This window comes from Sphingobacterium sp. UBA7631, assembly GCF_002483935.1.
Lineage (GTDB): Bacteria > Bacteroidota > Bacteroidia > Sphingobacteriales > Sphingobacteriaceae > Sphingobacterium > Sphingobacterium multivorum.
In genome coordinates this window covers 387,512-411,250 of the sequence record NZ_DLIX01000002.1, presented here as the reverse complement: position 1 = coordinate 411,250, position 23,739 = coordinate 387,512, and the positions used below count along the sequence as shown (strand labels likewise).

23 protein-coding genes are annotated in these 23,739 nt (G+C 38.0%); 11 read left to right on the top strand and 12 right to left on the bottom strand.

Translation table 11 applies throughout. From position 1 onward, the window contains the following. Positions 1-165 precede the first annotated feature (165 nt). The 3 genes from B3P16_RS01910 (at position 166) to B3P16_RS01900 (ending at position 3,290) form a co-directional block, all read left to right on the top strand. Positions 166-1,242, top strand: coding sequence for a type I restriction endonuclease (locus tag B3P16_RS01910; protein WP_286841097.1), 1,077 nt, complete (start codon positions 166-168; stop codon positions 1,240-1,242). Positions 1,243-1,354: 112 nt separating this feature from the next. Further along, positions 1,355-2,284: a tetratricopeptide repeat protein gene (locus B3P16_RS01905; protein WP_286841096.1), complete on the top strand. Its 930-nt coding sequence runs from the start codon at positions 1,355-1,357 to the stop codon at positions 2,282-2,284. Then, the gene (locus B3P16_RS01900; protein WP_286841095.1) at positions 2,277-3,290 is read left to right on the top strand and encodes a hypothetical protein; all 1,014 of its coding nucleotides are present in this window, start codon (positions 2,277-2,279) and stop codon (positions 3,288-3,290) included. Before B3P16_RS01905 ends, B3P16_RS01900 begins: the two co-directional genes overlap by 8 nt. 58 nt (positions 3,291-3,348) lie before the next feature. On the opposite strand, the gene B3P16_RS01895 is transcribed toward B3P16_RS01900, so the two are convergent. Genes B3P16_RS01895 through B3P16_RS01885 form a run of 3 tightly spaced genes read right to left on the bottom strand, consistent with a single transcriptional unit; the run spans position 3,349 to position 7,018 of the window. After that, positions 3,349-3,909, bottom strand: coding sequence for a thermonuclease family protein (locus B3P16_RS01895; RefSeq protein ID WP_286841093.1), 561 nt, complete (start codon positions 3,907-3,909; stop codon positions 3,349-3,351). A 5-nt stretch (positions 3,910-3,914) separates the two neighbouring features. Then, positions 3,915-4,886: a hypothetical protein gene (locus tag B3P16_RS01890; protein ID WP_286841092.1), complete on the bottom strand. Its 972-nt coding sequence runs from the start codon at positions 4,884-4,886 to the stop codon at positions 3,915-3,917. An 11-nt stretch (positions 4,887-4,897) separates the two neighbouring features. Then, entirely contained in the window at positions 4,898-7,018 is a 2,121-nt protein-coding gene (locus B3P16_RS01885) for a phospholipase D-like domain-containing protein (RefSeq protein WP_286841090.1), read from the bottom strand. A gap of 236 nt (positions 7,019-7,254) precedes the next feature. Here B3P16_RS01885 and B3P16_RS01880 point away from each other — a divergent pair, with 236 nt between their 5' ends. After that, positions 7,255-7,743, top strand: a complete 489-nt coding sequence (locus tag B3P16_RS01880; RefSeq protein ID WP_286841088.1) for a tetratricopeptide repeat protein — start codon at positions 7,255-7,257, stop codon at positions 7,741-7,743. Positions 7,744-7,994: 251 nt separating this feature from the next. Here B3P16_RS01880 and B3P16_RS01875 read toward each other — a convergent pair whose 3' ends face one another. The 3 genes from B3P16_RS01875 to B3P16_RS01865 form a co-directional block, all read right to left on the bottom strand. Next, on the bottom strand, positions 7,995-8,660 hold the full coding sequence (locus tag B3P16_RS01875; protein WP_120335528.1) for a response regulator: 666 nt from the start codon (positions 8,658-8,660) through the stop codon (positions 7,995-7,997). A 14-nt stretch (positions 8,661-8,674) separates the two neighbouring features. Then, positions 8,675-10,138, bottom strand: coding sequence for a tetratricopeptide repeat-containing sensor histidine kinase (locus tag B3P16_RS01870; protein ID WP_286841086.1), 1,464 nt, complete (start codon positions 10,136-10,138; stop codon positions 8,675-8,677). 329 nt (positions 10,139-10,467) lie between these two features. Continuing rightward, positions 10,468-10,635, bottom strand: a complete 168-nt coding sequence (locus B3P16_RS01865) for a hypothetical protein (RefSeq protein ID WP_286841085.1) — start codon at positions 10,633-10,635, stop codon at positions 10,468-10,470. Between the two features lie 28 nt (positions 10,636-10,663). Here B3P16_RS01865 and B3P16_RS01860 point away from each other — a divergent pair, with 28 nt between their 5' ends. After that, positions 10,664-10,813, top strand: coding sequence for a hypothetical protein (locus B3P16_RS01860; RefSeq protein ID WP_159332799.1), 150 nt, complete (start codon positions 10,664-10,666; stop codon positions 10,811-10,813). Positions 10,814-11,028: 215 nt separating this feature from the next. Then, positions 11,029-12,093, top strand: coding sequence for a hypothetical protein (locus tag B3P16_RS01855; protein WP_286841084.1), 1,065 nt, complete (start codon positions 11,029-11,031; stop codon positions 12,091-12,093). A 124-nt stretch (positions 12,094-12,217) separates the two neighbouring features. Here the strand turns inward: B3P16_RS01855 and B3P16_RS01850 are convergent, their stop codons facing one another. Next, positions 12,218-12,664: a nuclear transport factor 2 family protein gene (locus B3P16_RS01850; RefSeq protein ID WP_286841083.1), complete on the bottom strand. Its 447-nt coding sequence runs from the start codon at positions 12,662-12,664 to the stop codon at positions 12,218-12,220. A gap of 178 nt (positions 12,665-12,842) precedes the next feature. Here B3P16_RS01850 and B3P16_RS01845 point away from each other — a divergent pair, with 178 nt between their 5' ends. Then, the gene (locus tag B3P16_RS01845) at positions 12,843-13,835 is read left to right on the top strand and encodes an ADP-ribosylglycohydrolase family protein (protein ID WP_286841082.1); all 993 of its coding nucleotides are present in this window, start codon (positions 12,843-12,845) and stop codon (positions 13,833-13,835) included. Between the two features lie 351 nt (positions 13,836-14,186). Here the strand turns inward: B3P16_RS01845 and B3P16_RS01840 are convergent, their stop codons facing one another. The 5 genes from B3P16_RS01840 to B3P16_RS01820 form a co-directional block, all read right to left on the bottom strand. Further along, positions 14,187-15,257 (bottom strand): thiol-activated cytolysin family protein, encoded by a 1,071-nt coding sequence (locus tag B3P16_RS01840; RefSeq protein WP_259255080.1) that lies wholly within the window; start codon positions 15,255-15,257, stop codon positions 14,187-14,189. A gap of 15 nt (positions 15,258-15,272) precedes the next feature. Further along, positions 15,273-16,862, bottom strand: coding sequence for a thiol-activated cytolysin family protein (locus B3P16_RS01835; RefSeq protein ID WP_259255081.1), 1,590 nt, complete (start codon positions 16,860-16,862; stop codon positions 15,273-15,275). 37 nt (positions 16,863-16,899) lie between these two features. Further along, positions 16,900-17,760: a thiol-activated cytolysin family protein gene (locus B3P16_RS01830; RefSeq protein ID WP_153846957.1), complete on the bottom strand. Its 861-nt coding sequence runs from the start codon at positions 17,758-17,760 to the stop codon at positions 16,900-16,902. Beyond that, the gene (locus tag B3P16_RS01825) at positions 17,760-18,338 is read right to left on the bottom strand and encodes a hypothetical protein (protein WP_286841080.1); all 579 of its coding nucleotides are present in this window, start codon (positions 18,336-18,338) and stop codon (positions 17,760-17,762) included. The genes B3P16_RS01830 and B3P16_RS01825 overlap by 1 nt, the downstream gene beginning before the upstream one ends. A gap of 392 nt (positions 18,339-18,730) precedes the next feature. Beyond that, entirely contained in the window at positions 18,731-19,177 is a 447-nt protein-coding gene (locus B3P16_RS01820) for a nuclear transport factor 2 family protein (RefSeq protein ID WP_153846959.1), read from the bottom strand. 218 nt (positions 19,178-19,395) lie between these two features. Here B3P16_RS01820 and B3P16_RS01815 point away from each other — a divergent pair, with 218 nt between their 5' ends. The 4 genes from B3P16_RS01815 to B3P16_RS01800 all read left to right on the top strand — a co-directional run bounded on the left by B3P16_RS01815 (position 19,396) and on the right by B3P16_RS01800 (position 22,813). Beyond that, the gene (locus B3P16_RS01815) at positions 19,396-19,731 is read left to right on the top strand and encodes a hypothetical protein (RefSeq protein WP_286841078.1); all 336 of its coding nucleotides are present in this window, start codon (positions 19,396-19,398) and stop codon (positions 19,729-19,731) included. A 261-nt stretch (positions 19,732-19,992) separates the two neighbouring features. Continuing rightward, positions 19,993-20,898 (top strand): alpha/beta fold hydrolase, encoded by a 906-nt coding sequence (locus tag B3P16_RS01810; RefSeq protein WP_286841076.1) that lies wholly within the window; start codon positions 19,993-19,995, stop codon positions 20,896-20,898. Between the two features lie 90 nt (positions 20,899-20,988). Further along, positions 20,989-21,846, top strand: a complete 858-nt coding sequence (locus B3P16_RS01805) for a helix-turn-helix domain-containing protein (RefSeq protein WP_286841074.1) — start codon at positions 20,989-20,991, stop codon at positions 21,844-21,846. Between the two features lie 52 nt (positions 21,847-21,898). Then, the gene (locus tag B3P16_RS01800) at positions 21,899-22,813 is read left to right on the top strand and encodes a hypothetical protein (RefSeq protein ID WP_286841072.1); all 915 of its coding nucleotides are present in this window, start codon (positions 21,899-21,901) and stop codon (positions 22,811-22,813) included. The last annotated feature ends 926 nt before the right edge of the window (positions 22,814-23,739 follow it).

Sequence of the window (23,739 nt, the reverse complement as noted above, 5' to 3'; positions counted from 1 at the left end):
GAAAACAAATTTATAGCCCGTACTGAGTCTTTTTTTACGGTTTCCCATAAAGGAAACTGCGGTGATACATCGATTTAAAACATCCGTTTTAGCATTACGGGAACCCGTAACACCGACAGGGTTTTCCTGATTAAATTTGGACGACAATCAATATTTATTAACATTATGGAAAACGATCTACGACTTAAATTGGAGCAACTACATCAACGTGTAGGTAATCTTAAGGATCAAATAAGTACCGAAGAAGCCACAAAAAATGCTTTTGTCATGCCTTTTATTCAGATTTTGGGTTATGACATCTTCAACCCAACCGAAGTTATCCCTGAATTTATCTGTGATATCGGCACTAAAAAGGGAGAAAAGGTAGACTATGTCATCAAGAAAGATAACGAGCCTATTTTGATCATCGAGTGTAAGCACTGGAAAGAAACAGCGGATGCGCACAATTCACAGTTGCATCGTTATTTTCATGTTTCAAAAGCAAGATTCGGCGTATTGACCAATGGACATATCTATAACTTTTACGCTGATCTGGAGAAGCCAAATATCATGGATGAAAAACCTTTTTTCACGCTAGACCTCTCCAATCTCAAAGATTCCAATATCAAGATCTTGGAGAAATTCACAAAAAATGGATATCATCTCGAAGGAATACTGGATTCCGCAGAGGGATTAAAATATATTAAAGCTATTCGTAAGGAATTTGAAAAAGAACTACAAGGTCCATCTGATGAACTTGTCAAATTATTGGTGAGCAGGTTTTTCGAGAAACCGCTGATCGCCTCAAGAATGGCAGCGTTTAAAGAATATACCCAAAAGGCACTTTCATCATCGATCAATGAATCCATAAATTCAAGATTGAAGACGGCATTGAGCATCAATGATGCTATTCCGCCAAAAGCTGCTCCAGATCTTGAACCCATAGATGAGAATGTTGGAAACGAGAATAAAATCATTACAACGGAGGAAGAAATCGAAGGTTCACAGATCGTCAAAGCAATTTTGCGGGAGCATATCCCCTCTTCGCGCATCGCCTTCCGGGATACACAATCCTACTTCGGTATATTGCTCGATGATAATAATCGGAAACCACTAGCCCGTCTACATTTCAATTCGACAAATAAATACCTAGAGGTATTTTCAGAAGGAAAAGATAAGGGAGTCAAAAAGCTCTTAACCTCTTTGGACGAGATCTATAATTATCGGCAGGAAATTGCAGATGCACTAAAAAACTATGAATAAAATACAGTTCATTTATCGCAATAATCTGGTTATCGCTTAGGGAAAGGATTCTTAAGCGATTTTTTCCTATAAACTTAGCTAATTTATTTTTCGCGCCGAAAAAACATTCTATATGATGAACAGAAGATATGTAAGTGGGTTGATATCGCCGAACAAAAAGGTCTTTAAAGATATCTTCCACGGTTCAAGCAGCCAAAAATACACAAAGACATTCTCCTGGTGGAAAATGCTGTTCTCCAGTAGTATTATGCTATCCGCTTTCGTGCTTGCTAACAACCTATTAACGGGATTGATCTTGGCCGCTATATCAACACTTTTTATTCCCGCGACTGAATCAGGATGGGAAAATCTGCTTCGCGTCAAGCTGGTTCCCAAAGTAAAACTCTTTATTACTGGACTTCTAATAATCTTTTCAATTCCTGTTAGCATCGCGAGCCATCACTTTCAGCTGCAAAAAGAACAGGAAAGAGCATTACTGGCACAGGCTGAAAAACACAAAAAAGAAGTGGAGGCAAAAAATGAAGCCATCCGAAAAGATAGTCTCCATCATTACTTGAAACTACTGGATGCTCCAGCAAAAGATATCGACAGGTCCCTTCGTTTGATTGATCGAGCAAACAATTTTGCAAAGTTTAGCGATGAAATAGATCAGTTGACAAATAAGCGAAATAAGTTGATATCGACGCAAATAGACCTATTAATCAAGCATGGTAAGTATAGCGATGCCTTAGGCAAATTGGATGACTTATTAGCACAAGATAAAAATGTTGACCATTACTATCGGCGTGCGGTATGCTACCAAAAGCTAAGGCAGCCACAGGAAGCAGTCAACGATCTCAATACAGCGATAGCGCTTGGGTCGACCGCAGCTCAAAGATTATATAATACAATCAATCCCTTAAGAAAAAGAATTATCGGCTACGTGACAAGATGCTGTGACGGCACCACATCTAACGCACGAGGCCGGGGAGCTTGCTCCTGGCATGGTGGTGTATGTAACTGGAATGATCCCATATATCAAGAATACAGACAATATGAATAAGGAAATATTTGAAAAGAAACCGCTCATCAAGAAAAGTCTTTTACAAGGTTGGTTCAAGCAAGAGCCGGATGAGAACTGTGTGATTGAAATCAATAACCTCTTTGCAAATAAGGCAATAGAATCGGTCCGAATCCATGACATGGAGCTGATCGTATCAAAGTATGGTACCGCCGTATACAAAAGCTTCGGATTGAATATGGAAGAATTTTATATTACTTATATTAATGAATGCTGTAAAAATGGGATCATCAGTGAATTAGAGCTGAATAATATAAGGCATTTACAGTCTTTGTTACTCATCGACAACAGCACTGCGACATATTACCGTCGAAAATTAGGTATTGATGTGATTGATAGTTTATATATCAAACTGCTTAAGGATCAGGTGCTGGATGATACTGATTTCCTTCATTTTAATAAATTGGTCCAATTCTTTGAGATTACTGATACGATTCTAAATGAGATTAAAGACAAACGAAACACGCAATTTACGGACGCTTTAGTCAGACCATTTATTGCAAAAAAACGGATGTCATTTAATGAAATGACAGAACTAGAAACTTCATTAAAAAAACGTCAGATCAATTTGTCTAAATCCACAAGGAAAATGCTCAATAAATACCTTTCCTACTGGCAACTTGAAATGAAACCCCTTAAAAGATGGGGAACAATTCAAGAGATCGTGAAGAATGAAATATGCCTATACGAGGAGAATGACATTAAATGGTTTGAATTACGCTCTGAGAAAGGATATTCGAGCTATAAATTGATCAAGCGCGGTTCAATCGTGATGACCAACAAAAAATTATACTTTTTTTCTACCGATGGCGTTTCGAAACTAACTTATGGGCAAATTTCCAATATCCAAATTTTGCCCGATCATGTACTGATCAAAAAACACAAGGGTAAAGAGCCAAAACTTATATCAAAAAAGGATCAAGTCATCTTTGAAATTATGATGAAGAAGATATGGCTGGCATATCTAGGCCAAAACTGGCCAAGCTAGTTAAACGCCTGTCCAATACGAGAACAGGCGTTTAAAAGATATCTTCAGTCGGAGCGTATTAATCCAAGTTAGGTACAGCGTATGAATTCCAAAGTCCTAATCGATTTAATCTTGCATGGTTTTGTCCTTCTACAAACTGTGAAGCATACCTTACATTTGGTGGTACTGTCATCAATAAAGCATAGCCATTCTTGATCATATTCTCGTTGATAAAAACATCATTAAGATAAGCATAGGCCAATGTCCTACCGTAACGATCAAGCGAATCCATATCATATTCCAATCGAATATTCTTATCGAGAATCAAACTGTCTAGATACCGTTTAGAGACTATTCCAAATGGATGTTTCTTTTTATGGAAGGCGTTTCTATCCTCCGGTGCGTCTATACCAATCAGTCTAATTTTCACTTTATTCCCCTGACGGTTCCTAACCCAAAATGTGTCGCCGTCTACGACTTTGTAAACCCTGACTTCCTCAATATACGGAAGGTTGGTTTTTTCAAAAAAACCAACTGATCTAAACGTGCGTTCGGCATGAGAACAGCTCATCAAAAACACAATTATAATAAACAGGGCAATTACGCCCAGTTTGATCATTATATTCACCCATTTTTTCATGTTGCCTATAGTGTTTTAAGAAACTGTTCAAACTCTTGGTAAAACTCCTGCTTGGTATTGACAGCCTGAACAACTTTGACATTGGGCGAACCGCTATCTTTCAGCCATTTTTCCCAAACAACCTTAATGATCTGAAAATCTGTTGGCTGCTCTTTTGCAACACCATATTTATCTAATGATCGATCAACTAGCTCGGCAATAAATATATTGACATCTTTTAAGTTAAAATCTGTCTTATTGAGTGCATAGGCCGAATCAGCTTTAATAAATGCAGCCAGATCAGATTTTCTACTTGCTTTAAAGTCCTGGCGGATCTTAGCGATTAATGCAGGGTCTAAGCGATAGCCTTTTCCCTTATTGGCATTCTCAAGGTAACCATCAGTCAAAAGCAAAACGACATTGTTATTTTTCTTGTCAACTCGCAAATTATTTCCACTTTGTATGCGTTTAGGGGAGGCATCTACCAAAGAGGCTTTAACTGTTTCATTAAAGTAGTTCCAAACATCGGCTCCCGTCTGATTTTTTAATGAATAATCATACACCCGTATCACTTCATTTGAAAACTGCTGTTCGTCAGATTTCAATCCCTGACGAATGTACTTGACCCGATCCATCTGGTTGTTGTCAAATCGGCTAAAATCAATAGTCATTTTTTTAGGGTCAAATGATGTTCCGTTCAATATCCCACGGTTGATAAAGTCAATTTTATAAATATCAGCTTGTCCTGAACGGCGGGTATTCAAGGTCAGCAGATCACTGCTATGACCAATTAAATTGCTGATCAGAACCGTATCATGGATCGGTTTGGGATAAAGCGCCATATTGATCCGATTGGAGAGATCTGGAGCAATAATAATATTATAGTCTTTGAGCATCACTTGATTATTGGACAGCTCCTCCTCTTTAGAGGAACCGTCATTCATACACGCAACAAGAAATGGTAAGATGGCTAATGGCAAGATGTTAGTTACTTTCATTGGTTGATGGATTAGTTGTTAAAAGCTGTAAGGTCTTCTAAAAGTTCATGTTTGATATCAGATTGCAATCCTAGATTCGACAGCCAAGCCTCACATTCCCCTACGGCTTCACGGGTTTTATTTTCGGCTTTTAGGATCGCATATACTTCATATAAATATTTGCTCCATCCTTCCATATAGATATTGACCCTATTTTCCATCTCGGCTTTGGAGATAGGCAATTTATCATTGTCAATCTGGCTCTTATAAATCTGTCCGATATTGCTGATGCGCTCTTTGAAAGTCAATAATTGATGCTGTAAGCTTCCTACACGTTCATTCTGTTGAATGGGCAGCTGCTGCACCTGTGTTATCTTCTCTTCTTTGTTGACCTGCAATGCAAAGAGTTCGGACTGCAATGCATCGTTCTCGAGCTGGATTTTATTGATCTGTTCTTGGTATTCTTCGATTTCAGCCTGATGGCTCTGTACGATATGTTTGGTTTTCTGTTGTTGGAAGGACAGATTACGCTCGTTGATCTGAGCCAATAGTTTTTCAAAGAAGAACCCAAATAGAAAAACGCCCAAAGCCCCGAGGATAAATACAAGCCAAAAATTACTATCCTGGAATACGGTTGACAAGGTAAGATGCTGGTCTGTCTGATTGGTCAACAGATCGATATCATTGATGTTTTTTGATACTTTAAAAGCAATAAAAATATCCACAATGACGATAAGAATAATTCCCAGGTTGTCAATAAAGCCACCTTTAATTTTCTGCCAGATACTGTTATTGGATGTTTCTACTTTTTCTTTTGAATCAAATAGGTCTTTAAACACTTTATACATCCCTAATGCTAGGGGAATAGCGACAAAAAGAAAAAGGAATAGTATACCACCCAATCCCTTCTGCCCTATTTTGGAGATAGCATGTGGATTGAATACTTCAGGTGATTCAATATTGGCAGCTCCCATCAAAATCATTTTATTGATATCTTCTTTGGAAAAAATAAAGATATAGGCTACCGAAGAATAGAATACAAAGATATAAAGGGCAAGCAGCAATGTAGTTGCTATCAGTATGGCCATCACAGGTTTATTGATACTAGGTTTTACAAACTCCACTTCAAGCTCCCTAATCTTTTGCTTTAGCGCTACGATCTTGCTTTCTAAAAATGGTATCTTGGTATTATTGTTGGAGCTGATCTGCAGACGCTTCTCTTCAATTTTTGTTGTCAAGATGTTGATATCCGAATCCAGGTTCTGCTGATCGAAGGATGTATTGGTTTTGATCTTTTCGACTTCCTGTTCGGTCTTAAATTCCATATTGGTCGTACTCACCTTTTGCTGTTCGTCAATACGGACTTTCAAACGATCCTTCTTCTCGGCAATTACTTCAATTTCATTGATAAAATTAGAGTAAAGACTGTCCATTGCCTGGTGAAGTATCTGATGATCCCCGTTATTTTCTTTGGCTCGGTTATATCCGCTCTGTTTGACTAAATCTTTGTCAAAAGCGCCAACCTCCGAAGCTATAATATTATCCAAAACATCTTTGAACTCTTTTAAAGACTGTTGCTGAAAATTGAGATCTCTGTCCGATGACACCTTGTATCTCGAGGTTTGATTTTCTAATTTCGTCTGCATGGGTATTTCAATTTTTTCAGATGCGATGATATCTTCCAAAGATTCACCATTATTGATTCGTATAGCTCTCGTACGGATTCCATGAAAAGTTTCAGTAAGTTCCGAAATGGTCTTCGGGTAATTGGTCACGATGACGCTTACATGGTTGTTACTTTTGGAGTTGTTGCTCCAATTATAGGATCCTGTTATGGCTACGCTCTGATCGATCACGCAGAACTTTTGATTCATAATCCCCCAGCCGACATTCTTGACCTTGGTTACTTCAGCCCCCTGCTTTTCTAAAAGTGAAAAATCCAGCTTTTCATTATCGGGCTGATCGGAGATAATAATAGAAACTTTAACGTGACGATCAAGGCATCCCTGAACTGTGGCAAACAATTCATTGTCGGTAAACCAGGCCATTGCTATCAGAACTTCGGATCGAGCTTTAGAAAGTTCTTGCCTAACACGTTCGTAGATGACTCTGCTATCGGAGAGTGTATCTTGGATCAATTGATCTGTGTTCATAGTGTTTTTCAGTTAAATACGGTTAATTGACTTTGCTGCTATTTATTGATTTATCGATTCAAAACTATCAAAAACCGTAACCGCGATTCTACGGTTTCCCGTAAAGACTAAACTTAGGACCGATTAGATTTCGACAGGCACTCTACTTAACAAAAAAATAAAAGGCAGTAGGAGTCATTGTATCCTAAATTGTGTAGTTTTGGAGAAATTACAGCCAAAACGTATTTCTTATCCATATGAATTCAAATCTTCCAATAAATCGGTCAATATCCTGGCCATCCTTTTTAACTGTATTCGCCATAGTGATCGCTTTTCTTTATGGTTATGAGTATATCGCCAAAACAGATGATATATTTAATGGCGTAATGATCTTCTGCGTTATAGCGCTAGTGTTGCGAATTACTATTCCAAAAAGTCATCGAAAGGGATTGAAAGCACTTAAACAAAATGACTTTGAAACAGCGATTGTACATTTTAAAGAGAGTGTTGATTATTTTACTAGAAACAGCTGGGTTGACCAGTATCGTGTCATTACAGTTTTGAGTTCTTCAAAAATGTGCTTTCGAGAGATGGGACTTTGCAATATTGCATTCTGTTATTCGCAGACCGGGCAAGCCGAAAAAGCAAAAGCGCTTTACGAAGAAATCCTGCAAGAATACCCCGAAAATGGAATCGCTTACTATGCGCTAAACTCAATCAATACCTTTTCAAATCAGGCTGATTAAAAATAGTGCATTCAGCTGGGCCGCTCATAAATCTAGCTTTTACAGATAATCATGAAACAAACAAAGGCTATCCTACGATAGCCTTTTCTCATCACGTTATTGGTTAAAATATGGCACTAAATATCGTGAATGCATCAGATATCGTATTTTCGGCAAGCAACCCTACCACGTTATTTACCTTGCTTGCACAAAAGTAGCACGATAACCCCAAGAGTCTTTACGGAAAACCGTAATCCGATAGCAAAGATTATTTATATAAAACCTAATTCCTTGCAGTGTGCAACAAGCTGTTCATTTTTGGTAAAACCTAGTACATCTTTCATGAGGTTGAGCCTTTTCTCGATACTGCTCAGGCTCGACGGGCGGATATCACGCTGCTGGAGATATTCGGGCATTTCTTTTTGGGACACGCCTTCATACAGGAGTTTAATGATATGCAGGTCAAACTGCGTAAACTCGTGCGAGTTCTGCTCCTGAATAAATTTTTTACTGTCGGGCGATTGGTACGTTCGGTTCTGATCAACCGCTTGCAATGCCTCGCGCAGATGTTGGCCATCGCGTCGAGCTTTGCGTACAAGGCCATCGATCTCATTGTTCTTGAACATGTCATTGATCAAGGACGAGCGGTCCTTGGCCGTCAGGACAATAACCTTAATGTCTGGTTGTACAATCTTGACAGCTTTGATCAGTGAAAGGCCATCCTTTATCTCCTGCGGACTATCATCATCTTCAAATTCGATATCCGTAATCAGCAGATCATATGGTTCGCCATCGCGGATCGCATTTTTAATCCAGGTCAGTGCATGATCGCAATAATAAACATATTTGGTATTGTGAATACCGAGGTCGTGCAAGGTTTTCTGCACGGAAATGTTGGCTATCTCGTGGTCTTCGGCAATGAGTACTTTCTTAAACATACATTATTGTCTTTTTATAATGGGATAACGGTCGTGATATTGAGCCCTTTTCCCGGTTCATTGACAAAGGTAATTCTACCACCAAGGCTTTCAATACGGGAAACCGTATTGGCTAAACCTTTTCCATTCGATTTTTCTTCAGGGATTCCAACACCATTATCCTTATAGAATATATTGAGTTTTTGCTCCGATTTTTCAAAACGTACGACGACTTGTTCGGCCTGACTATGCTTCTTCATATTAACCATTAGCTCCTGAAGCACATGCTTCACTTCATCCTTAATACGTTTGCTAATATCGTCCCACTGTTCGGCATCATTACCAGCGATTAATACCTTCCGATGGTCAGCGGCAAAGGATTTGAGTAGGCTTGCCAGTTGCTCGTTATAAGGTGTCTCTGTGATCGTTTCCTGTTCGACATCGTGGGAGATATCGCGTGATTGATGGTACATATTTTCCAGTTTATCGAGCACACCATCACGATCCACTTCATCGCCATGTTCAATTTCCGACATTACCCGGTAGATGCCATTGGCCACGACGTCGTGGATCTTTTTAGAAAGATGAAGCTGTGTTTCTTTGACCCGATTCTGTGCTTCGAGTTCAAGACGTTGCTTGCGCCGTTTGTACCAAAGCGTTCCTCCAACAACAGCTAATAGGAGTAAAAAAATACTTGCACCTGTAATGGCACGCTGTCTAACCAGGCGGTTCTGCTTTTCGGCATTTTCTTTTTCCAGTCGCAGGTTATCGGCTTTATTTTTTTCAACTTCGTAGCGGATTAGGGCGAATTGGTTTTTGGCGGCTGCTCGGGCCTGCTGGATGCTGTCAGAGATGATTTTATATTGATTAAAATAGAATGTAACCGAATCTGAACGAACGACTTTAATTAACCGTTCTAGGGCTTTAATTTGATCATCGCCACTATTAATTTGCTTTGCAATCGCATATTGTTTATGAGCATAATATAATGAAGAATCGCGGTTATTTTTTTCATAATAATCTGAGAATCGAGCATAGCTAGAGTTCAGTCCCCATAGATCATTTATTTTGTCTCTAATATGAAAAGCTTCAATATATTGTCCCAAAGGATCATAATTAGGATTATTTAACCACATGGCTTGCGCATAGTTAGTTAATGCTCTTGCATAAGAGGACGAATTTTTCTTTTCTTCCTTTAACACGCGTTTATAAAGAGAAATTGCTTTAGAATATTCTTTTTGATCTTGATAAGCCCGGGCGGTATTATTTAAATAGGTTTGAATAGATATTGAATCATCAGAAAACTCTATCGCATCTTCGTAAAAATCAACAGCCTTGTAAAAATCCCCCAGTTCATAAGATGATACACCAAGATTATTAAAATTTAAACTAATAAGAAGACGATGCTCTGTTTTCCCTTTATTAAGATATTTAAGAGCATCTAAAGATGTTTCCTGTGCGCCATAAAAATCACCTCTATCAACTTGAGTAATTGCCATATTAATGAGACATTTGGCAACACCAATGCTATCTTTCTGATCTATAAAAACTTGCTTCGCCTGATCAAAAAAGAAAAAAGAAGAGTCTGCTTTTCCTTTATCTAAGTAAACATATGCCTTGTCGAAAAAAGGATTTTGCTTACTGATTTGATTCTCATCTGTCTCTCTCTTACAAGAAAAAAATAGAGTAAACCATAAAAAATATAAATAACAATGTTTCAAGCGAGGTTAATTTTACCCTAAAATATTGAAATAAAACGACCAAACAAAAATTTGCTTAAAAACAGGAAAAGGTGGCATAAAAATACCACCTTTTCTTTATTGAATTCTTATTTACCTTTCGGAGGTCTTATGGTACCAACATCTCCCCCATCTCCGTCATCACCAGGATTTGGCGGTGGCGTATCTGCCGTTTGTACTGTTGGTGTTCCTGCGCTAGGCTGTGAATTAGACGGTTGACCGATTCCAAATAGAAAATATAATATTAAACTCCACATGATTCAAAAAATTTAAAAAGTTGAAAAAATGAGTAGTCCCCGTGCACCATGCACGGGATTGCTACAAATGTTTTCAGAAGGCCTTCTGAATTTTTTGGGAAGTAAGAGTGTCAATCGCGGGAGGCAGAAGCTGCTTCCCAAACCGGCTAAAGACTACCGCGAGATCTTCTCATTGTGAAATCAGATTAGTATCTTAGTTTATATTTTAATCGATCCATCATCTGACTTCGAGAACAAAGTTATAGCCGTTAAAACCCTTTTTATCAAATGATTCCGATAGGTCCGAAAGGTCCGATAAAATGCTAAAGATTCTATGAATTCCGATGTATAAAGAATGGATTGACTTACGGGATTCCGTAAATTCCGGTGTAGAATTAGCTTAATTTTGATGCCATGCCAACGACATTTGCCAAATTTAAAGAAGAGGTTCTTGCCCTATATGAGGCAAAGAAAAACAACCATGAGCTGGATGATTTATTAGTTAATCCTTCTCCCGCCAAGCTAAGAGATTATTGCTTAGTTAGATTATCCGAAGGTTTACCGCCCGAGGATATCGAAATTTTACAAAAGTTCTTTGATCCATATAAAAAAGAAAAGAACTTGGAAGAAGCAATAGCGAAATACAATACTGGGTCATTAAAGGCATTGCAGAAATTTGCCCTTAACATTACGCAAGATCCTGAAGACCGAGTAGTGAAGCTACTCGCAATACTCGTGGACTATCAGCCGAGGCCATTCCGATACAGCTATGATAGTTCAACACTAGATGAACCTAAAGATCCACCGCCAATAGGTGAAGAAAAAAGCTCATCACTGACTGATAAACTAGATGCCCCTTTAATTCCTACCGGCGATAAAGAGCCAACATCGCAAGGTTCATCAATGATTTCCACATTGACGGGTGAAAACAAAGAACTTAAGGATAAACCGGAAGAAGAAAAAGCTGAAGAATTAATAGACGATCTAGACGTTCAAGACGACTTAAATGAAATGAGGCAAAATCGGGAAAATATTGACAGATTTAATTATCCCCGATCATTTTTCAAAAAAAACAAACTTGTATTGAGGTTTTCAGGTGTAGCGCTTTTGGTATTGACAATATTGACTACCGTACATTTTCTGACGCCTGAAGAGTGCATGTGCTGGAATGGGGAAAAATATATTGAGGTAGATTGTCAGAGTAAGACACAGCCTTATCAAGTGATAGGCTTAGATAAAAACAAACTCGAGGGATTTGTGAAAATAACGAGACCAGATACCCTAGGTCCCAAGGATGTAGGGAGAGTATGGTATTCAAAAATCAATCATGAGGTAGAATTTTTTACTGGACCGGGTTATCATCCCACGGAATTCGGACGTTCGCTAAAAGCGGCGACCATGCGGATTTTAGATAGCTATGCAGGAGCAAATGCCAAAGGCGATCAAAACAAAAAATATGGTATTATGCAAAAAAAATAATCTTTTGTTGCTCAAATGCAAATTTCCAAACTAAAAAAGCCACATCTCCCGACGTGGCCTTAATAAACATATGATTCACTAGTGGTTTGTCTTTTATTACTGGCAAACCACTAATTATTAAATACTATTTATACGAATTGATTGATTTGGATACTTTCCAGTCATTACCTACACGCTCCAAAGTAACTAGATCTGTTTTGGTGAAGTTCTCAAATTTCAACGTGACTTTAGCAACCATATAGTCTGCCGATTCCTCGATGATGTCTGTGCTTACTTTACAGTTCAGCTTTTCTCCGTTTTGTTTCTTCAAAGATTTAACCACTTCGCTACGGCTGTTAGACTGCACATTGGTTGCTTGGATCTTTTGATTAAAATCTTCGGCGAACAATTGCTCTACTCCTGCTGATTCTCCTTCAGTCGTTACCGCAACATAGTGCTCTAAAGCGAAGTCTGCTGTGGAAAGGTTAACGTTTGCTTTTGCTGCTTTTGCTCCTGGTCCTTCAGCTGCCATAGCGAAAGTTGATACTGCGATTAGGGCTGCTGCTGCGAATGTTTTTACTAATGAGTTCATAATGTCTTTATTTTATATTGTTAGTTTATCTGTTCTTATTTGTTGACTCAAAACTACAACACATTGGGCCCCTAGCCTACGGGCTTTAGACCAACGCTCGGGAAAACTCGGTGAATGGCGGGAATGGGAAGGTGAATATTTTTTATTATATTGATATGAATCAACGATCAAATTATTTATGAATATACAGTCTAATACAGCTGCTAATCAAGCGAAAAATAAAATGTATGGAGCATTGTTTGGCATCGCGGTTGGTGATGCATTTGGTGTACCATTTGAATTCAGGTCGAAAGAAGAAATGCTAAAAAATCCAGCTACCGAAATGATCGGATTTGGCAGCCATAATCAACCTATGGGTACCTGGTCAGATGATACATCTTTAACCTTGTGTCTTGCAGACTCGCTGTTAGGTGGATATGATTTGGTAGATATCTCCAAAAAATTTATAGCTTGGAAGGAAGGTAAGCTGTGGACAGCAAGAGGAGAAGTCTTTGATATCGGCATCACCACGGCTAAATCGATCGGTGAGCTTAAAGATATTATCGGATCCAGGCAAATCGGAGAGCTACATTTGCTAAAATATCGGGCGAGAGAACAAGACAACGGCAATGGTTCGTTAATGAGAATATTACCCCTTTTATTTGAGATCAAAGGACTTAGCCCGTCGGAACAATTCGAGAAAATTTGGGAAATTTCCGCCCTAACGCATAAGCACATACGCGCTGCAATGGCATGTTTTATCTATCTTAAATTAGCCGAACTCATTTTGCTAGGTTTGGCCAAGGAGCAGGCTTATGCTGAAATGCGGAATCAAGTTTCAAAGTTCTGGACGGACATCAATTTCCCTGAGTCGGAAATAATTCATTTTAATAGCACCATTTTGCATGACATCCGATCTAAGACACATAATCAATTAAGGTCCAGCGGTTATGTGATCGATAGTCTAGAATCAAGCCTATGGGTTTTTATGGAAAAAGACAACTATAAAGACACTGTATTATCTATTGCAAGCCTTGGTGAAGATACAGACACCGGGGCTGCGATTGCGGGCGGATTAGCTGGTTTGTACTATGGGCTGGAAAGTATACCTGAAGATTGGCTTTTGAGCATCGCCCGCTATGATGATATCAAATTGCTAGTAGAAAAAATAGCGAAGAGATATTTGGATTAGAAATTCGATAATAATGTCTAACAAGTAAGAGCTTATTTCAAAAATGTCAATTTAAAAAATCGAAACATTTATTTTTAAAACTATTTTAAATCGACAGCTGTTCTTACTATACAAAGCGGCTACAAGCTGCCTTTCAAAAGAAAGGTTCAACATAAAAATTGGCGTCGTACAGTGAAAATCCAATTGTCTTTAAAAACATTGGATGACGAAACAAAAAAGAGGAAACGATAGGAAACATAAAAATTACTGTACAAGTAAACGCTAAGAGAAAGGGTCTGATGAGAATCAGGCCCTTTTGACGTAAAAAAGCCACATCTCTCGACGTGGCTCTAAAACACTTATATATTTTTATTACAGTTCGAATTCTGTCTGGAACATTCCGTTTGTCGACGCATATGCACCGCCAAAAGAAATAGGAACGCCATACACATCCGTAGTATAGACTCCACCATTTATAATGAAGTTCTGAAATTCATCAAACCCTTTAACCGTACGGACAGCATCTTGGCCACTTCCTCCTATGATACAGATCGTGATCTGAGCTTCGGATAGAATCTTTTTTGTATTCGCATCTAAAGATACAGAACCATTTACTATACCTGCTGTAAACGCCGCACGTACAGCTACAGATAACTCACTGTAGTTTACTGATGATTCTACTAGAATTATCCCTTTGCGCCCATAGTTAACTGAATTAACATACACCGGATTCTTCGCTAAAAATCCCTGTCTGGTTGGCTCATCTTTAAAAATATTCCCGTCATCTGGTATATCCATTGATACGTTAAAATAAGTCTGGCTAAAATCACAGACTAGCGCAGAGGTTTGCAGAATTTTGCCGCTGGCGACTGATGCACTCATTGAAAAAACAGAGGCGATATTTATATTAGCTCCAAAAGCAAGCTTAGCTTCTTTATAGTAATCTATCTGTTTCATTTTGTATGTAAAGACCTGTGATTGTCTTCCGCTGAAATCTTTATCTCCAATAGCATCAATAACAGCATTATTTAGACCTGAGCGAGTTGGAGAAATCTCCTTCGACCGTACTGGCAGTGAAAATGAAGCCGTAACCTTCGGCTTTAATAAACTGGTATAACCTACAGGTTCATACAAACCGCTATTTATTGATTGTGCACTAAGTACTGAGCCTAAAAATATGTAATTGGGGGCCAATGTTGCTATCTCATAAAATTGTTCGACATTAGCAGTATTTGCAGAAGCACGAAGTTTAGAATTTGCTGAAGGAGTTATATCAATTTCTTTTCCATCTTTAATGGTATAAACTTTATCCCATTGACCTTTGTCTTTTTTGGCAACCCCTTCTTGGGTTACATGAGCTGTATCAAGACGATTTGCTCCTTCCTTATTACATGAATAAAGGAGAATAGGTACAGCATAAATTAATTTAAAAATCTGTTTCATAATTATATATTTAATTTAATAGATAGTAATAAAAAATGGACTCGACCTTAAGTTATAATTTAATTGATAATCTGTTGCTTCCCAATATCGTCTGGGTTCATCCGGCATGGGTTCGGGGCCATTACTTTCATAAGAGGAGAATTCGGTCCCCACAACCAGTCTGTTCGAAAGATTAATATTTCTTAGTTTTAAGAGGTCGGAGCTGCTCTGGCAATCCATCAAAATTTCAGGCCAATTGTTTTGATTGGGCGTATAGATACATTTATTCTCATATTTTTGCACCTCAAAATAGATGTCAGTATAGGGATAAGCAGGTTTAGTCTTTTCTCTATCCTTAAAGAAGTTTAAAACAATATTCGCCCTAGAACGATAATTGTTGCTTGATGCGTCCGGTTCATAGACACTATTCTCTCTGTTTACTTTTACATACAAGGGCTCCACAAATGACGTATTTACAAATTCTGTTTCAACCAATTGATGTGTATTTGCATCTGAAAATGAACACGCAATAGGAACACCAAAACTTGTTTCGGTAAACTTCGAGTTGTAAATCAAATTCAGAAAATAAGAATACCCTTTAAAAGTCTGTACCGTATAATCGCTATCCGCTCCCATAATAAGGACTTTAAACGATGTCTCGTCAAAAAATTTCCTTTCCTCTGTTGTTAAAGTTTCTGTTTTGTTATAGAAGATTCGGTCAAATTCTTTTCTTATACACGTTTCGGCAAACTGATACTCTTTATCTGTTTCGATAACAAGTATTCCCATTCTGCCATAAGTAACTGAGTTAACATAAACAGGTGGTTCACCAGAAGTACCTTGGATCGGCTGATCTGCTAGTGGTGCTATATCCATATTTACAGTAAAACTACCCTGAAAGAATTTCACATAAAGTCCGGTAGACTGCAATATTTTGTGAGATTCCGTACTGCTGTTCTCACTCTTCGAGGAGAACAATCTTTGTGTATTGACGTCGGTACCAAATGCCTCTTTGATCTCATCATAAAAAGTAAAACGCCTATATTGAAACATAAATTTTTCGTTCTGCTTAAAACTTCCACCAATAGCCATTTCTTTGACGTAATCATCCAGCTTAGAGTATGTTGGATTTGTAATGATGCGGCTTGTCGGCTTAGGGGTAGTGTGAGTCAAGCTCATTGAAACTGTTATCGGTTTTCTATTCGCAAGGAAAATAGGATTATAGACCTGTTTGGATATACTATTCCCTTCCAAAATCGCCCCTGGAAAAATAAAGTTTTTTCCCTGATACAACATCGCTTCAGTACTTTTTACCGTATGTCTTTTTGAGAAAAAAGCTTCGTCCTCAGGTGTCATCCCTGCTATAGTCGCTTTCTTTACAAAAAGAGCGTTACTTTGGTTATTTTTAACATTTGATTCAGAACGGCTACTGTATTCCCGTGCCATGACTTTATATAAAGAATCACCTTGATAAGCATATGACGAGTCTATTTTGATTTGATATGGCTTGCGTACACTCGCATTCGGCACCTGACTATTCTCGGTATGAATGGATAGATTATCCTTGTTACATGATGCAATTATGAAAAATATAAGTGCACCACAAAAGGTCCTGAAAACTTTCATGATTAAAAAATAGGTTAAATAAGAAACAAAAAAATGGTTAATATGAATTATAAAAAATTTGGTGATTCTTTAAATAAGCGGCCTTATACGCAATAGGATCTCCGTAATTGTTTACATCCAACGTTGTATCAATATAATTTATTAGTTGTTGCAATAGTTGTCCGGCACTGAAATCTAAATCACTGTGACGCCCTCCAAGGAAAGCAACATGATAATTGCAGTTTGCGAGAACGGCTCTTTCTTTATCAGCAAGCTTGTTCCCTTTAAGCTGAGCGGATAACGCTTCTTTGACCAATGTACCAGCTAAGTCCGATTCGACGATAACAACGGCCTTTCTTCCGAAAGAAAGTGTATTGATATAAATGAGGTCATTTATATCGTATTTATTAAGAAGCTCTTTATTTGTGTTAAAAGTTCCTTCGGCAGGTAAGTCCATATCTACTGTAAAAGCAATCTTTTCCATATTGATAGCCAGTAATGTCCGTGGTTTCTTTGCCGTTTCGGTGATGGAGAACCAACTTGCCAGATCAATCTGCTGTCCAAAATAAAGAGAAACATCATTATAGCCATTCAATTCTTTTATATCAAATGAAAAGCGCCTGTTATCCGAGCGTTTCCCTTGTAGAGCCTCTTCAATTGCTTTGTAAAATGATGTCTTTTCGGTTTTTATGACTTTACTCTTAACATTTAAACCGCCAAAATTGACGACAATATTATCTAATATGACATTCAGAACCGGGGGGATCGGAGAATTGATTGTATGCTTTTCCAATACTGCTCCGACATATAATTCTTCAGGTGATTTAACCGTTATGAGGGTTGACTTCTGTTCTTGACTCACGGCAATCTTTGAAAATCCGGTTCCTAAAAAGAGAAGTAGTGTGATGTATTTAATCATTATTTGGTATTATTATATAGTAAGTCAATTTTCAGCCAAATAAAATCTGTATTCTCAGCATTTTTAGACAACAGGTGATCATAAGATTTTAGATTATATTCTTGCCCTATCAAAAAATTCTGTGATGACTGAGTAACACTTTTCTTTGAATAAAAGCTCATGCTGAGCACAAAATCTGTTTTGTTCTTTTTCGCGCCGATTAGCTTCCACGATGATTCGTCGCTATTCTGGAGATAAAGATCATCCTTCTCCCATTTTGACTTGTAGCGCTCTGTAATACCATATTGTTTAATGAGGATTGTGGAGTCCTTTTCAACGATAATTTCTTTAGGTATTGACAGATCAACACGATCCTCAAAGTACTTTTTTATGTCTGATTCCGCCAGAGAAGACGCTGAACTGGAGGAGGTGATCTTTTGAAAATCAAGCACCTTTTTTGAATCTAGCTTCAACTTCAAATCATTCGTTTCTATCGGTGGATCTACTGGTGGCTTCACAACGCCATTTTCCTTTTTACAGGCAGCAAGCAGAAGAAACACCATGGCATAAATACTAAAATACTTTATATTACTTTTCATATATATTATTCTATTTAAAAAAAATTACTACAAAATCATATTTAATTAAAAAAACCTACAACGAAAGCAAACATACTACATATTCGATAAAAAATAACATAAAGAGAAATCAACTACACAAAAGTGTTCAAACAGAAGAAAATTAAGGATCAATAAACCAATAATTTCACAATAGTTATCTATTACATCAAATAACGACAAAAAAAACATAATTAATAATAAACACCAAAGAAGTAAAAAACTACTTTACATACAAAAGTTGAGGTAAAGCATTCAATTAACGTCAAACCCTTTTGACGTAAAAAAGCCACATCTCACGACGTGGCCTTAATAAACATATGATTCACTAGTGGTTTGTCTTTTAATACTGGCAAACCACCAGTGGTAAAATTCTATTTATACGAATTGATTGATTTGGATACTTTCCAGTCATTGCCCACACGCTCCAAAGTAACTAAATCTGTTTTGGTGAAGTTTTCAAATTTCAAAGTCACTTTAGCGACCATATAGTCTGCCGATTCCTCGATGATATCTGTGCTTACTGTACAGTTTAGCTTTTCGCCTTTTTGCTTTTTCAAGGATTTAACCACTTCGCTACGGCTATTAGACTGCACATTGGTAGCTTGGATTTTTTGATTGAAATCATTAGCGAATAACTGCTGTACACCTGCCGATTCTCCCTCAGTCGTTACCGCAACATAGTGCTCTAAAGCGAAATCTGCAGTAGAAAGGTTAATATTAGCTTTTGTTGCTTTTGCTCCAGGCCCTTCAGCTGCCATAGCAAATGTAGATACTGCGATTAAAGCTGCTGCTGAGAATGTTTTTACTAGAGTTTTCATAATGTCTTTATTTTATAGTGTTAGTTCTGTTGTTCTTATTTGTTGACTCAAAACTACGACACAATAGGCTCTTAGCCTATCGGCTTTAGACTAACGATCGGGAAAACTCGGTGAATGGCGGAAATGGGGAGATGAAAGTTATCATTTGAATTAACGATTCAATGAAGCTATAGACTCCGAGATAGATAATTCACTTTAAAATTTCATTATCTTAGCGCATGTGGACACCGATATCAATTGACAAAATAGAACTTCTTATTTTGCAGGCAGAACTGACAATGGATTATAAAGCTTTAAACCTTTGGAATCTCATCAAAGTAACTCCTCATAAGTGGCAAGAAAAATCATTTGGAGATGAAAGTGGGGGCTTTTGGGTGGTTGCTTTATTTGGAAATCAAATAATTTACTACAATGACATCGAAGATGGCTTTAATATATCACTGTTTGAAATCTACGGCGTTATTGATCAATACTATTGTAACCAATCTGAATTGACCGTCCCCATTAATTATTTAGTTTCACAGTTAAGTCAAATCCCAGACAAGATTATTTAGGATAATAAACCGTACTAAATAAAAATAGATAAACCATAAAAAAGCCACATCTCTCGACGTGACCTTAATAAATAGATGATTTACGAGATCAGCCTTGGTAAGAACTTCAAATTTCAATATTACCTTGGATTCACGGCTATTACCCTTAAATTCTTTATTAGGGAAAAAAGTACAATACATATCCACCATTATCCATTCCTTTCGAATTAAGCTGATTATATCTTTGTATCATAACTTTTAAACAATTTAAACATTAAAAAAATGAAAACAATTATTGCAACAATCAGCTTAGTGATGACTTTATTGAGCACTTCTATTCTTGCTCAAGGGAAAAGAGTACCAGCTTCTGCCGGAAGAGCAGAATACATCGAAGTAGAAAAGGGAGTAAAGCTCCATGTAACCGACCTTGGCGAAGGTAAACCTATTGTATTGATTCACGGTTGGCCATTGAGCGATGAAATGTACGAATACCAATACCAATATCTATCCCGCAGAGGATTCAGAGTGATTGGAATTACACTTCGTGGTTTTGGAAAATCAGATAAACCTTACGGAAAGTATGACTTTGATGTTTTTTCCGATGATATAAAAGTGGCTCTGGAAAAACTGGACATACAAAATGCTACGCTTGGAGGATTTTCGCTCGGTGGCGCAGTGGTACTGCATTATGTAACAAAATATAACTCCGCCCATATAAGCAAGCTAGCGCTATTTGGGGCGGCAGCACCATCGTGGAAACAGCGGGAAGGTTTTCCTGACGGATTGCCGAATGAAGTGGTACAAGGATTGATAAACGCAACCAAAACACAAAGAGAGGATCTAATCGCAAGTTTCGGTGCAGGCTTCGTGGCGAAAGAGGGCAATATCTCTAAAAACGTAGAAAAATGGTTGGAGAATATCAACTTGCAGGCCTCTCCTTATGCCATGACAGAATCGATCACCGCACTCCGCGATTTGGACCTACGCCCCCAGCTTTCAAAAATCAATATTCCTGTAACCATCTTTCAGGGAGTGTATGATAAAAACTGTCCGCTTGTTTGGGCCGAACAATTACAGAAAGGCATAAAAAATGCAACGCTTATCCGCTTTGAAAACAGCGGTCATGCCTTATTTGTCGAAGAAATGGAAAAATTCAATACTGAGCTGGAGAAATTTGCAAAATCATGATGAATTGCAAAACAGGAGAGCAAGAATATTATGTTCTCCTGTTTCTATTTGAACTGAGATTTGTATTTTTAACCCCATTAGTTTACCAATATGGCAAGTGAAAAAGTATTTCGAAACGACCTAAAAACCATAGGACTTATATCGTTGCATGAAGAAAATGTCGATTCCATTAATGGCGCGGGTTATAAACAATACATAAAAGTACTGCTTCTTTCAATGGGAACTGAGTTACAGGTTGATCTTACTGAATATTCCGTAAAACAGCCCTCCCTGTTCTTTATAAGCCCCAATCAGCATCTGCATATAAAGAAGCTCGGACAAGAAGAGGGACACTTCATTTTTTACAACCGCAACTTTTATTGTATCCAGATACATGATGAGGAAGTAGCCTGTAACGGATTGCTGTTCAGCAACATCTACAATATGCCGATGGTGGAATTGGACAGTGGCGAAATTCCTTTCTTTAGCTATATTTTCGGACAGATTACGGATGAGTTCGGATTGAACGATACCTCGCTGGAAGAGATGCTTCGTACCTATCTCAAACAATTGTTCATCAAATCTGCACGATTGTGGAAAAAGCAAAATCTCGATAAAGAACTTACTGAACAGAACAGCGACCTGGAGTTTTTCAGGAAGTTTACCTTGTTGGTTGACGAACATTATAAAGAAAAGCACCATGTTGCCGATTATGCCGAGCTGCTGTTTATGGCTCCAAAAACGATTAGCCATAAATTTAAAAGGCTCAATCTGCCACAGCCTAATGATGTCATAAAGAACAGAATTCTGTTAGAAGCAAAACGGCTGCTGGTACATACCAATCTGACGGCAAAAGAGGTTGGCTATGAACTGGGATATGAAGATCCAGCATACTTCAGCAGGCTATTTGTGCAGAAATCAGGTGAAACGCCATCAGCATTCCGGGCAAAATTTCTTGCCATAAATTAAATTCAGTCTTTTTTGTAAATTCAGTCTTTTTTGCTCCAAAACAAAATTCAATATGATAAGCAGATTCTTTACTTACTTATTTTTTTCTCTTATTATCCCGATGGCTCTTCGCGCGCAAATTCCAGAGAGCCGGTCCTTATCAGCATTGGCGGAACGAATACAACCGGCACCGGACGAAGTTTTCAACAAATTTCGCGAAGCAGGTTTGCAGCCAGTGGATCATGTACTGACAGCCAAAGAAAAAGACAAGGTCGCAAAGGCTTTTAACATGCTGTCGCCGCTACATAGTAAAATTCTGAAACAACATCTGCACAGTATAAGTTTCATGGATAATATGCCCAACACGGCACTTACATCCCCGGTTGAAACAGCCGATTCAACCCAAAAATTCAACATCACTTTTCGTGCAGAGATTATTAATGAAACTGTTTCCCAATGGGCCACATGGAAGGAGAATTCATACTACACATTTCCTGAAGATAGCGGACTGAAGGTAACGATAGATGCCGGCGAGCTGGACGCTATGGTGTACGTATTGATTCACGAGGCAACGCATGTAGTGGATGCGGTGCTGGCTCTTACACCTCACTCCTTCGAAAGTGATACAGTTGCGGCACCTACAGCATTTACCCGGGGTATCTGGCATGCCGCGAATGTGCCCGAGAAAGCGTTCATTAGCCCTTTGCTGGCAACCGCACGCTTCCGGAGCGGAAAGCAGGTGTCAGTTTCTGATGCACCTAAAATTTACAAAGAGCTTCAAAAAACACCCTTCGCGTCACTTTACAGTACAGCTGCATGGTTTGAAGACCTCGCTGAGCTAGTGGCTATCTATCATTTGACAGCAAAGCTAAACCAGCCGTTTCGGGTATCCGTAAAACAGAACAGCAAAGAAATCATGAGTTTTGAACCGATGAAAAGTAAGCTGGTAAAAAAGAGGCTGGAGCAGCTGAAGGTATTTTATGATTAGCGGTCCTTCATGATTAATCCCGAGTTGTAAGCTCTGGTTGATAATCAAAGGATGTTTCAAATGTTTACTAGTACAACCTGTACTTCACTAAGAGCGTAAGCTTTTTGAATTAAAACTGCAGTTAGTAAAAAATTATAAAACTATTTTGAACTGGCTATTGTTCTTATAATACAAAACGGCTACAAGCTACCTTTCGAAAGAAAGGTTCAACATAAAAATTGGCGTCGTACAGTGAAAATCCAATAGTCTTAAAAAACATTGGATGACGAAACAAAAAAGAGGAAACGATAGGAAACATAAAAATTACTGTACAAATAAACGCTAAGAGAAAGGGTCTGATGAGAATCAGGCCCTTTTGACGTAAAAAGCCAGATTTCAGGATCTGGCTTCTAAACTAAAACGTACTACCCCTAGTTTTCGGGATCCTTTATTTGCTCCAATAAGCATATCATCCGCTAATAATCAGCCTTTGTTATAAGCATCCATCTCATTATATTGAAAATGAAAAATAATGCAAGCCAAGCAAAAGAAAACATATCCGGGTATTGTAGGACAGCATGTAGGCTATAAAGACCTGCTATCCCTATAACTATCGAAAATATCCTATCTAATGTAGTTCCCAGTCTTCTTTTTATGATATATAACGAATGCAGTAAAACTGTTGTACAGATTATAATATAAATAACCGCCAGTAGAGCTTGAACAACTAAGTCCCACATATTGATGAAATCAACATAATTCAGGCAAGTAAAAAATTGAAATAGAGCAAGAAATAACACCATAAAAAAAAGGAGCGTAAACTTTTCACCCGGTAGAGGTAAAAGCAACAAAAGCAATATTGTAATGATATTAATAAACGCTTTATATCTTACTAGTCTTTCCATTAAGAAACTATGCTTTTTCATAATTGATTTATTTAATATCCC

Excerpts from the sequence above, each read along its gene's own strand:
- B3P16_RS01900 (WP_286841095.1), top strand. The coding sequence starts at position 2,277 with ATGAATAAGGAAATATTTGAAAAGAAACCGCTCATCAAGAAAAGTCTT.
- B3P16_RS01800 (WP_286841072.1), top strand. The coding sequence starts at position 21,899 with ATGATAAGCAGATTCTTTACTTACTTATTTTTTTCTCTTATTATCCCG.
- B3P16_RS01880 (WP_286841088.1), top strand. The coding sequence starts at position 7,255 with ATGAATTCAAATCTTCCAATAAATCGGTCAATATCCTGGCCATCCTTT.
- B3P16_RS01810 (WP_286841076.1), top strand. The coding sequence starts at position 19,993 with ATGAAAACAATTATTGCAACAATCAGCTTAGTGATGACTTTATTGAGC.
- B3P16_RS01840 (WP_259255080.1), bottom strand. The coding sequence starts at position 15,257 with ATGAAACAGATTTTTAAATTAATTTATGCTGTACCTATTCTCCTTTAT.
- B3P16_RS01885 (WP_286841090.1), bottom strand. The coding sequence starts at position 7,018 with ATGAACACAGATCAATTGATCCAAGATACACTCTCCGATAGCAGAGTC.
- B3P16_RS01835 (WP_259255081.1), bottom strand. The coding sequence starts at position 16,862 with ATGAAAGTTTTCAGGACCTTTTGTGGTGCACTTATATTTTTCATAATT.
- B3P16_RS01890 (WP_286841092.1), bottom strand. The coding sequence starts at position 4,886 with ATGAAAGTAACTAACATCTTGCCATTAGCCATCTTACCATTTCTTGTT.
- B3P16_RS01875 (WP_120335528.1), bottom strand. The coding sequence starts at position 8,660 with ATGTTTAAGAAAGTACTCATTGCCGAAGACCACGAGATAGCCAACATT.
- B3P16_RS01895 (WP_286841093.1), bottom strand. The coding sequence starts at position 3,909 with ATGAAAAAATGGGTGAATATAATGATCAAACTGGGCGTAATTGCCCTG.
- B3P16_RS01850 (WP_286841083.1), bottom strand. The coding sequence starts at position 12,664 with ATGAACTCATTAGTAAAAACATTCGCAGCAGCAGCCCTAATCGCAGTA.
- B3P16_RS01910 (WP_286841097.1), top strand. The coding sequence starts at position 166 with ATGGAAAACGATCTACGACTTAAATTGGAGCAACTACATCAACGTGTA.
- B3P16_RS01860 (WP_159332799.1), top strand. The coding sequence starts at position 10,664 with ATGAGTAGTCCCCGTGCACCATGCACGGGATTGCTACAAATGTTTTCA.
- B3P16_RS01805 (WP_286841074.1), top strand. The coding sequence starts at position 20,989 with ATGGCAAGTGAAAAAGTATTTCGAAACGACCTAAAAACCATAGGACTT.
- B3P16_RS01870 (WP_286841086.1), bottom strand. The coding sequence starts at position 10,138 with ATGGCAATTACTCAAGTTGATAGAGGTGATTTTTATGGCGCACAGGAA.
- B3P16_RS01855 (WP_286841084.1), top strand. The coding sequence starts at position 11,029 with ATGCCAACGACATTTGCCAAATTTAAAGAAGAGGTTCTTGCCCTATAT.
- B3P16_RS01830 (WP_153846957.1), bottom strand. The coding sequence starts at position 17,760 with ATGATTAAATACATCACACTACTTCTCTTTTTAGGAACCGGATTTTCA.
- B3P16_RS01845 (WP_286841082.1), top strand. The coding sequence starts at position 12,843 with ATGAATATACAGTCTAATACAGCTGCTAATCAAGCGAAAAATAAAATG.
- B3P16_RS01815 (WP_286841078.1), top strand. The coding sequence starts at position 19,396 with ATGTGGACACCGATATCAATTGACAAAATAGAACTTCTTATTTTGCAG.
- B3P16_RS01865 (WP_286841085.1), bottom strand. The coding sequence starts at position 10,635 with ATGTGGAGTTTAATATTATATTTTCTATTTGGAATCGGTCAACCGTCT.
- B3P16_RS01905 (WP_286841096.1), top strand. The coding sequence starts at position 1,355 with ATGATGAACAGAAGATATGTAAGTGGGTTGATATCGCCGAACAAAAAG.
- B3P16_RS01825 (WP_286841080.1), bottom strand. The coding sequence starts at position 18,338 with ATGAAAAGTAATATAAAGTATTTTAGTATTTATGCCATGGTGTTTCTT.
- B3P16_RS01820 (WP_153846959.1), bottom strand. The coding sequence starts at position 19,177 with ATGAAAACTCTAGTAAAAACATTCTCAGCAGCAGCTTTAATCGCAGTA.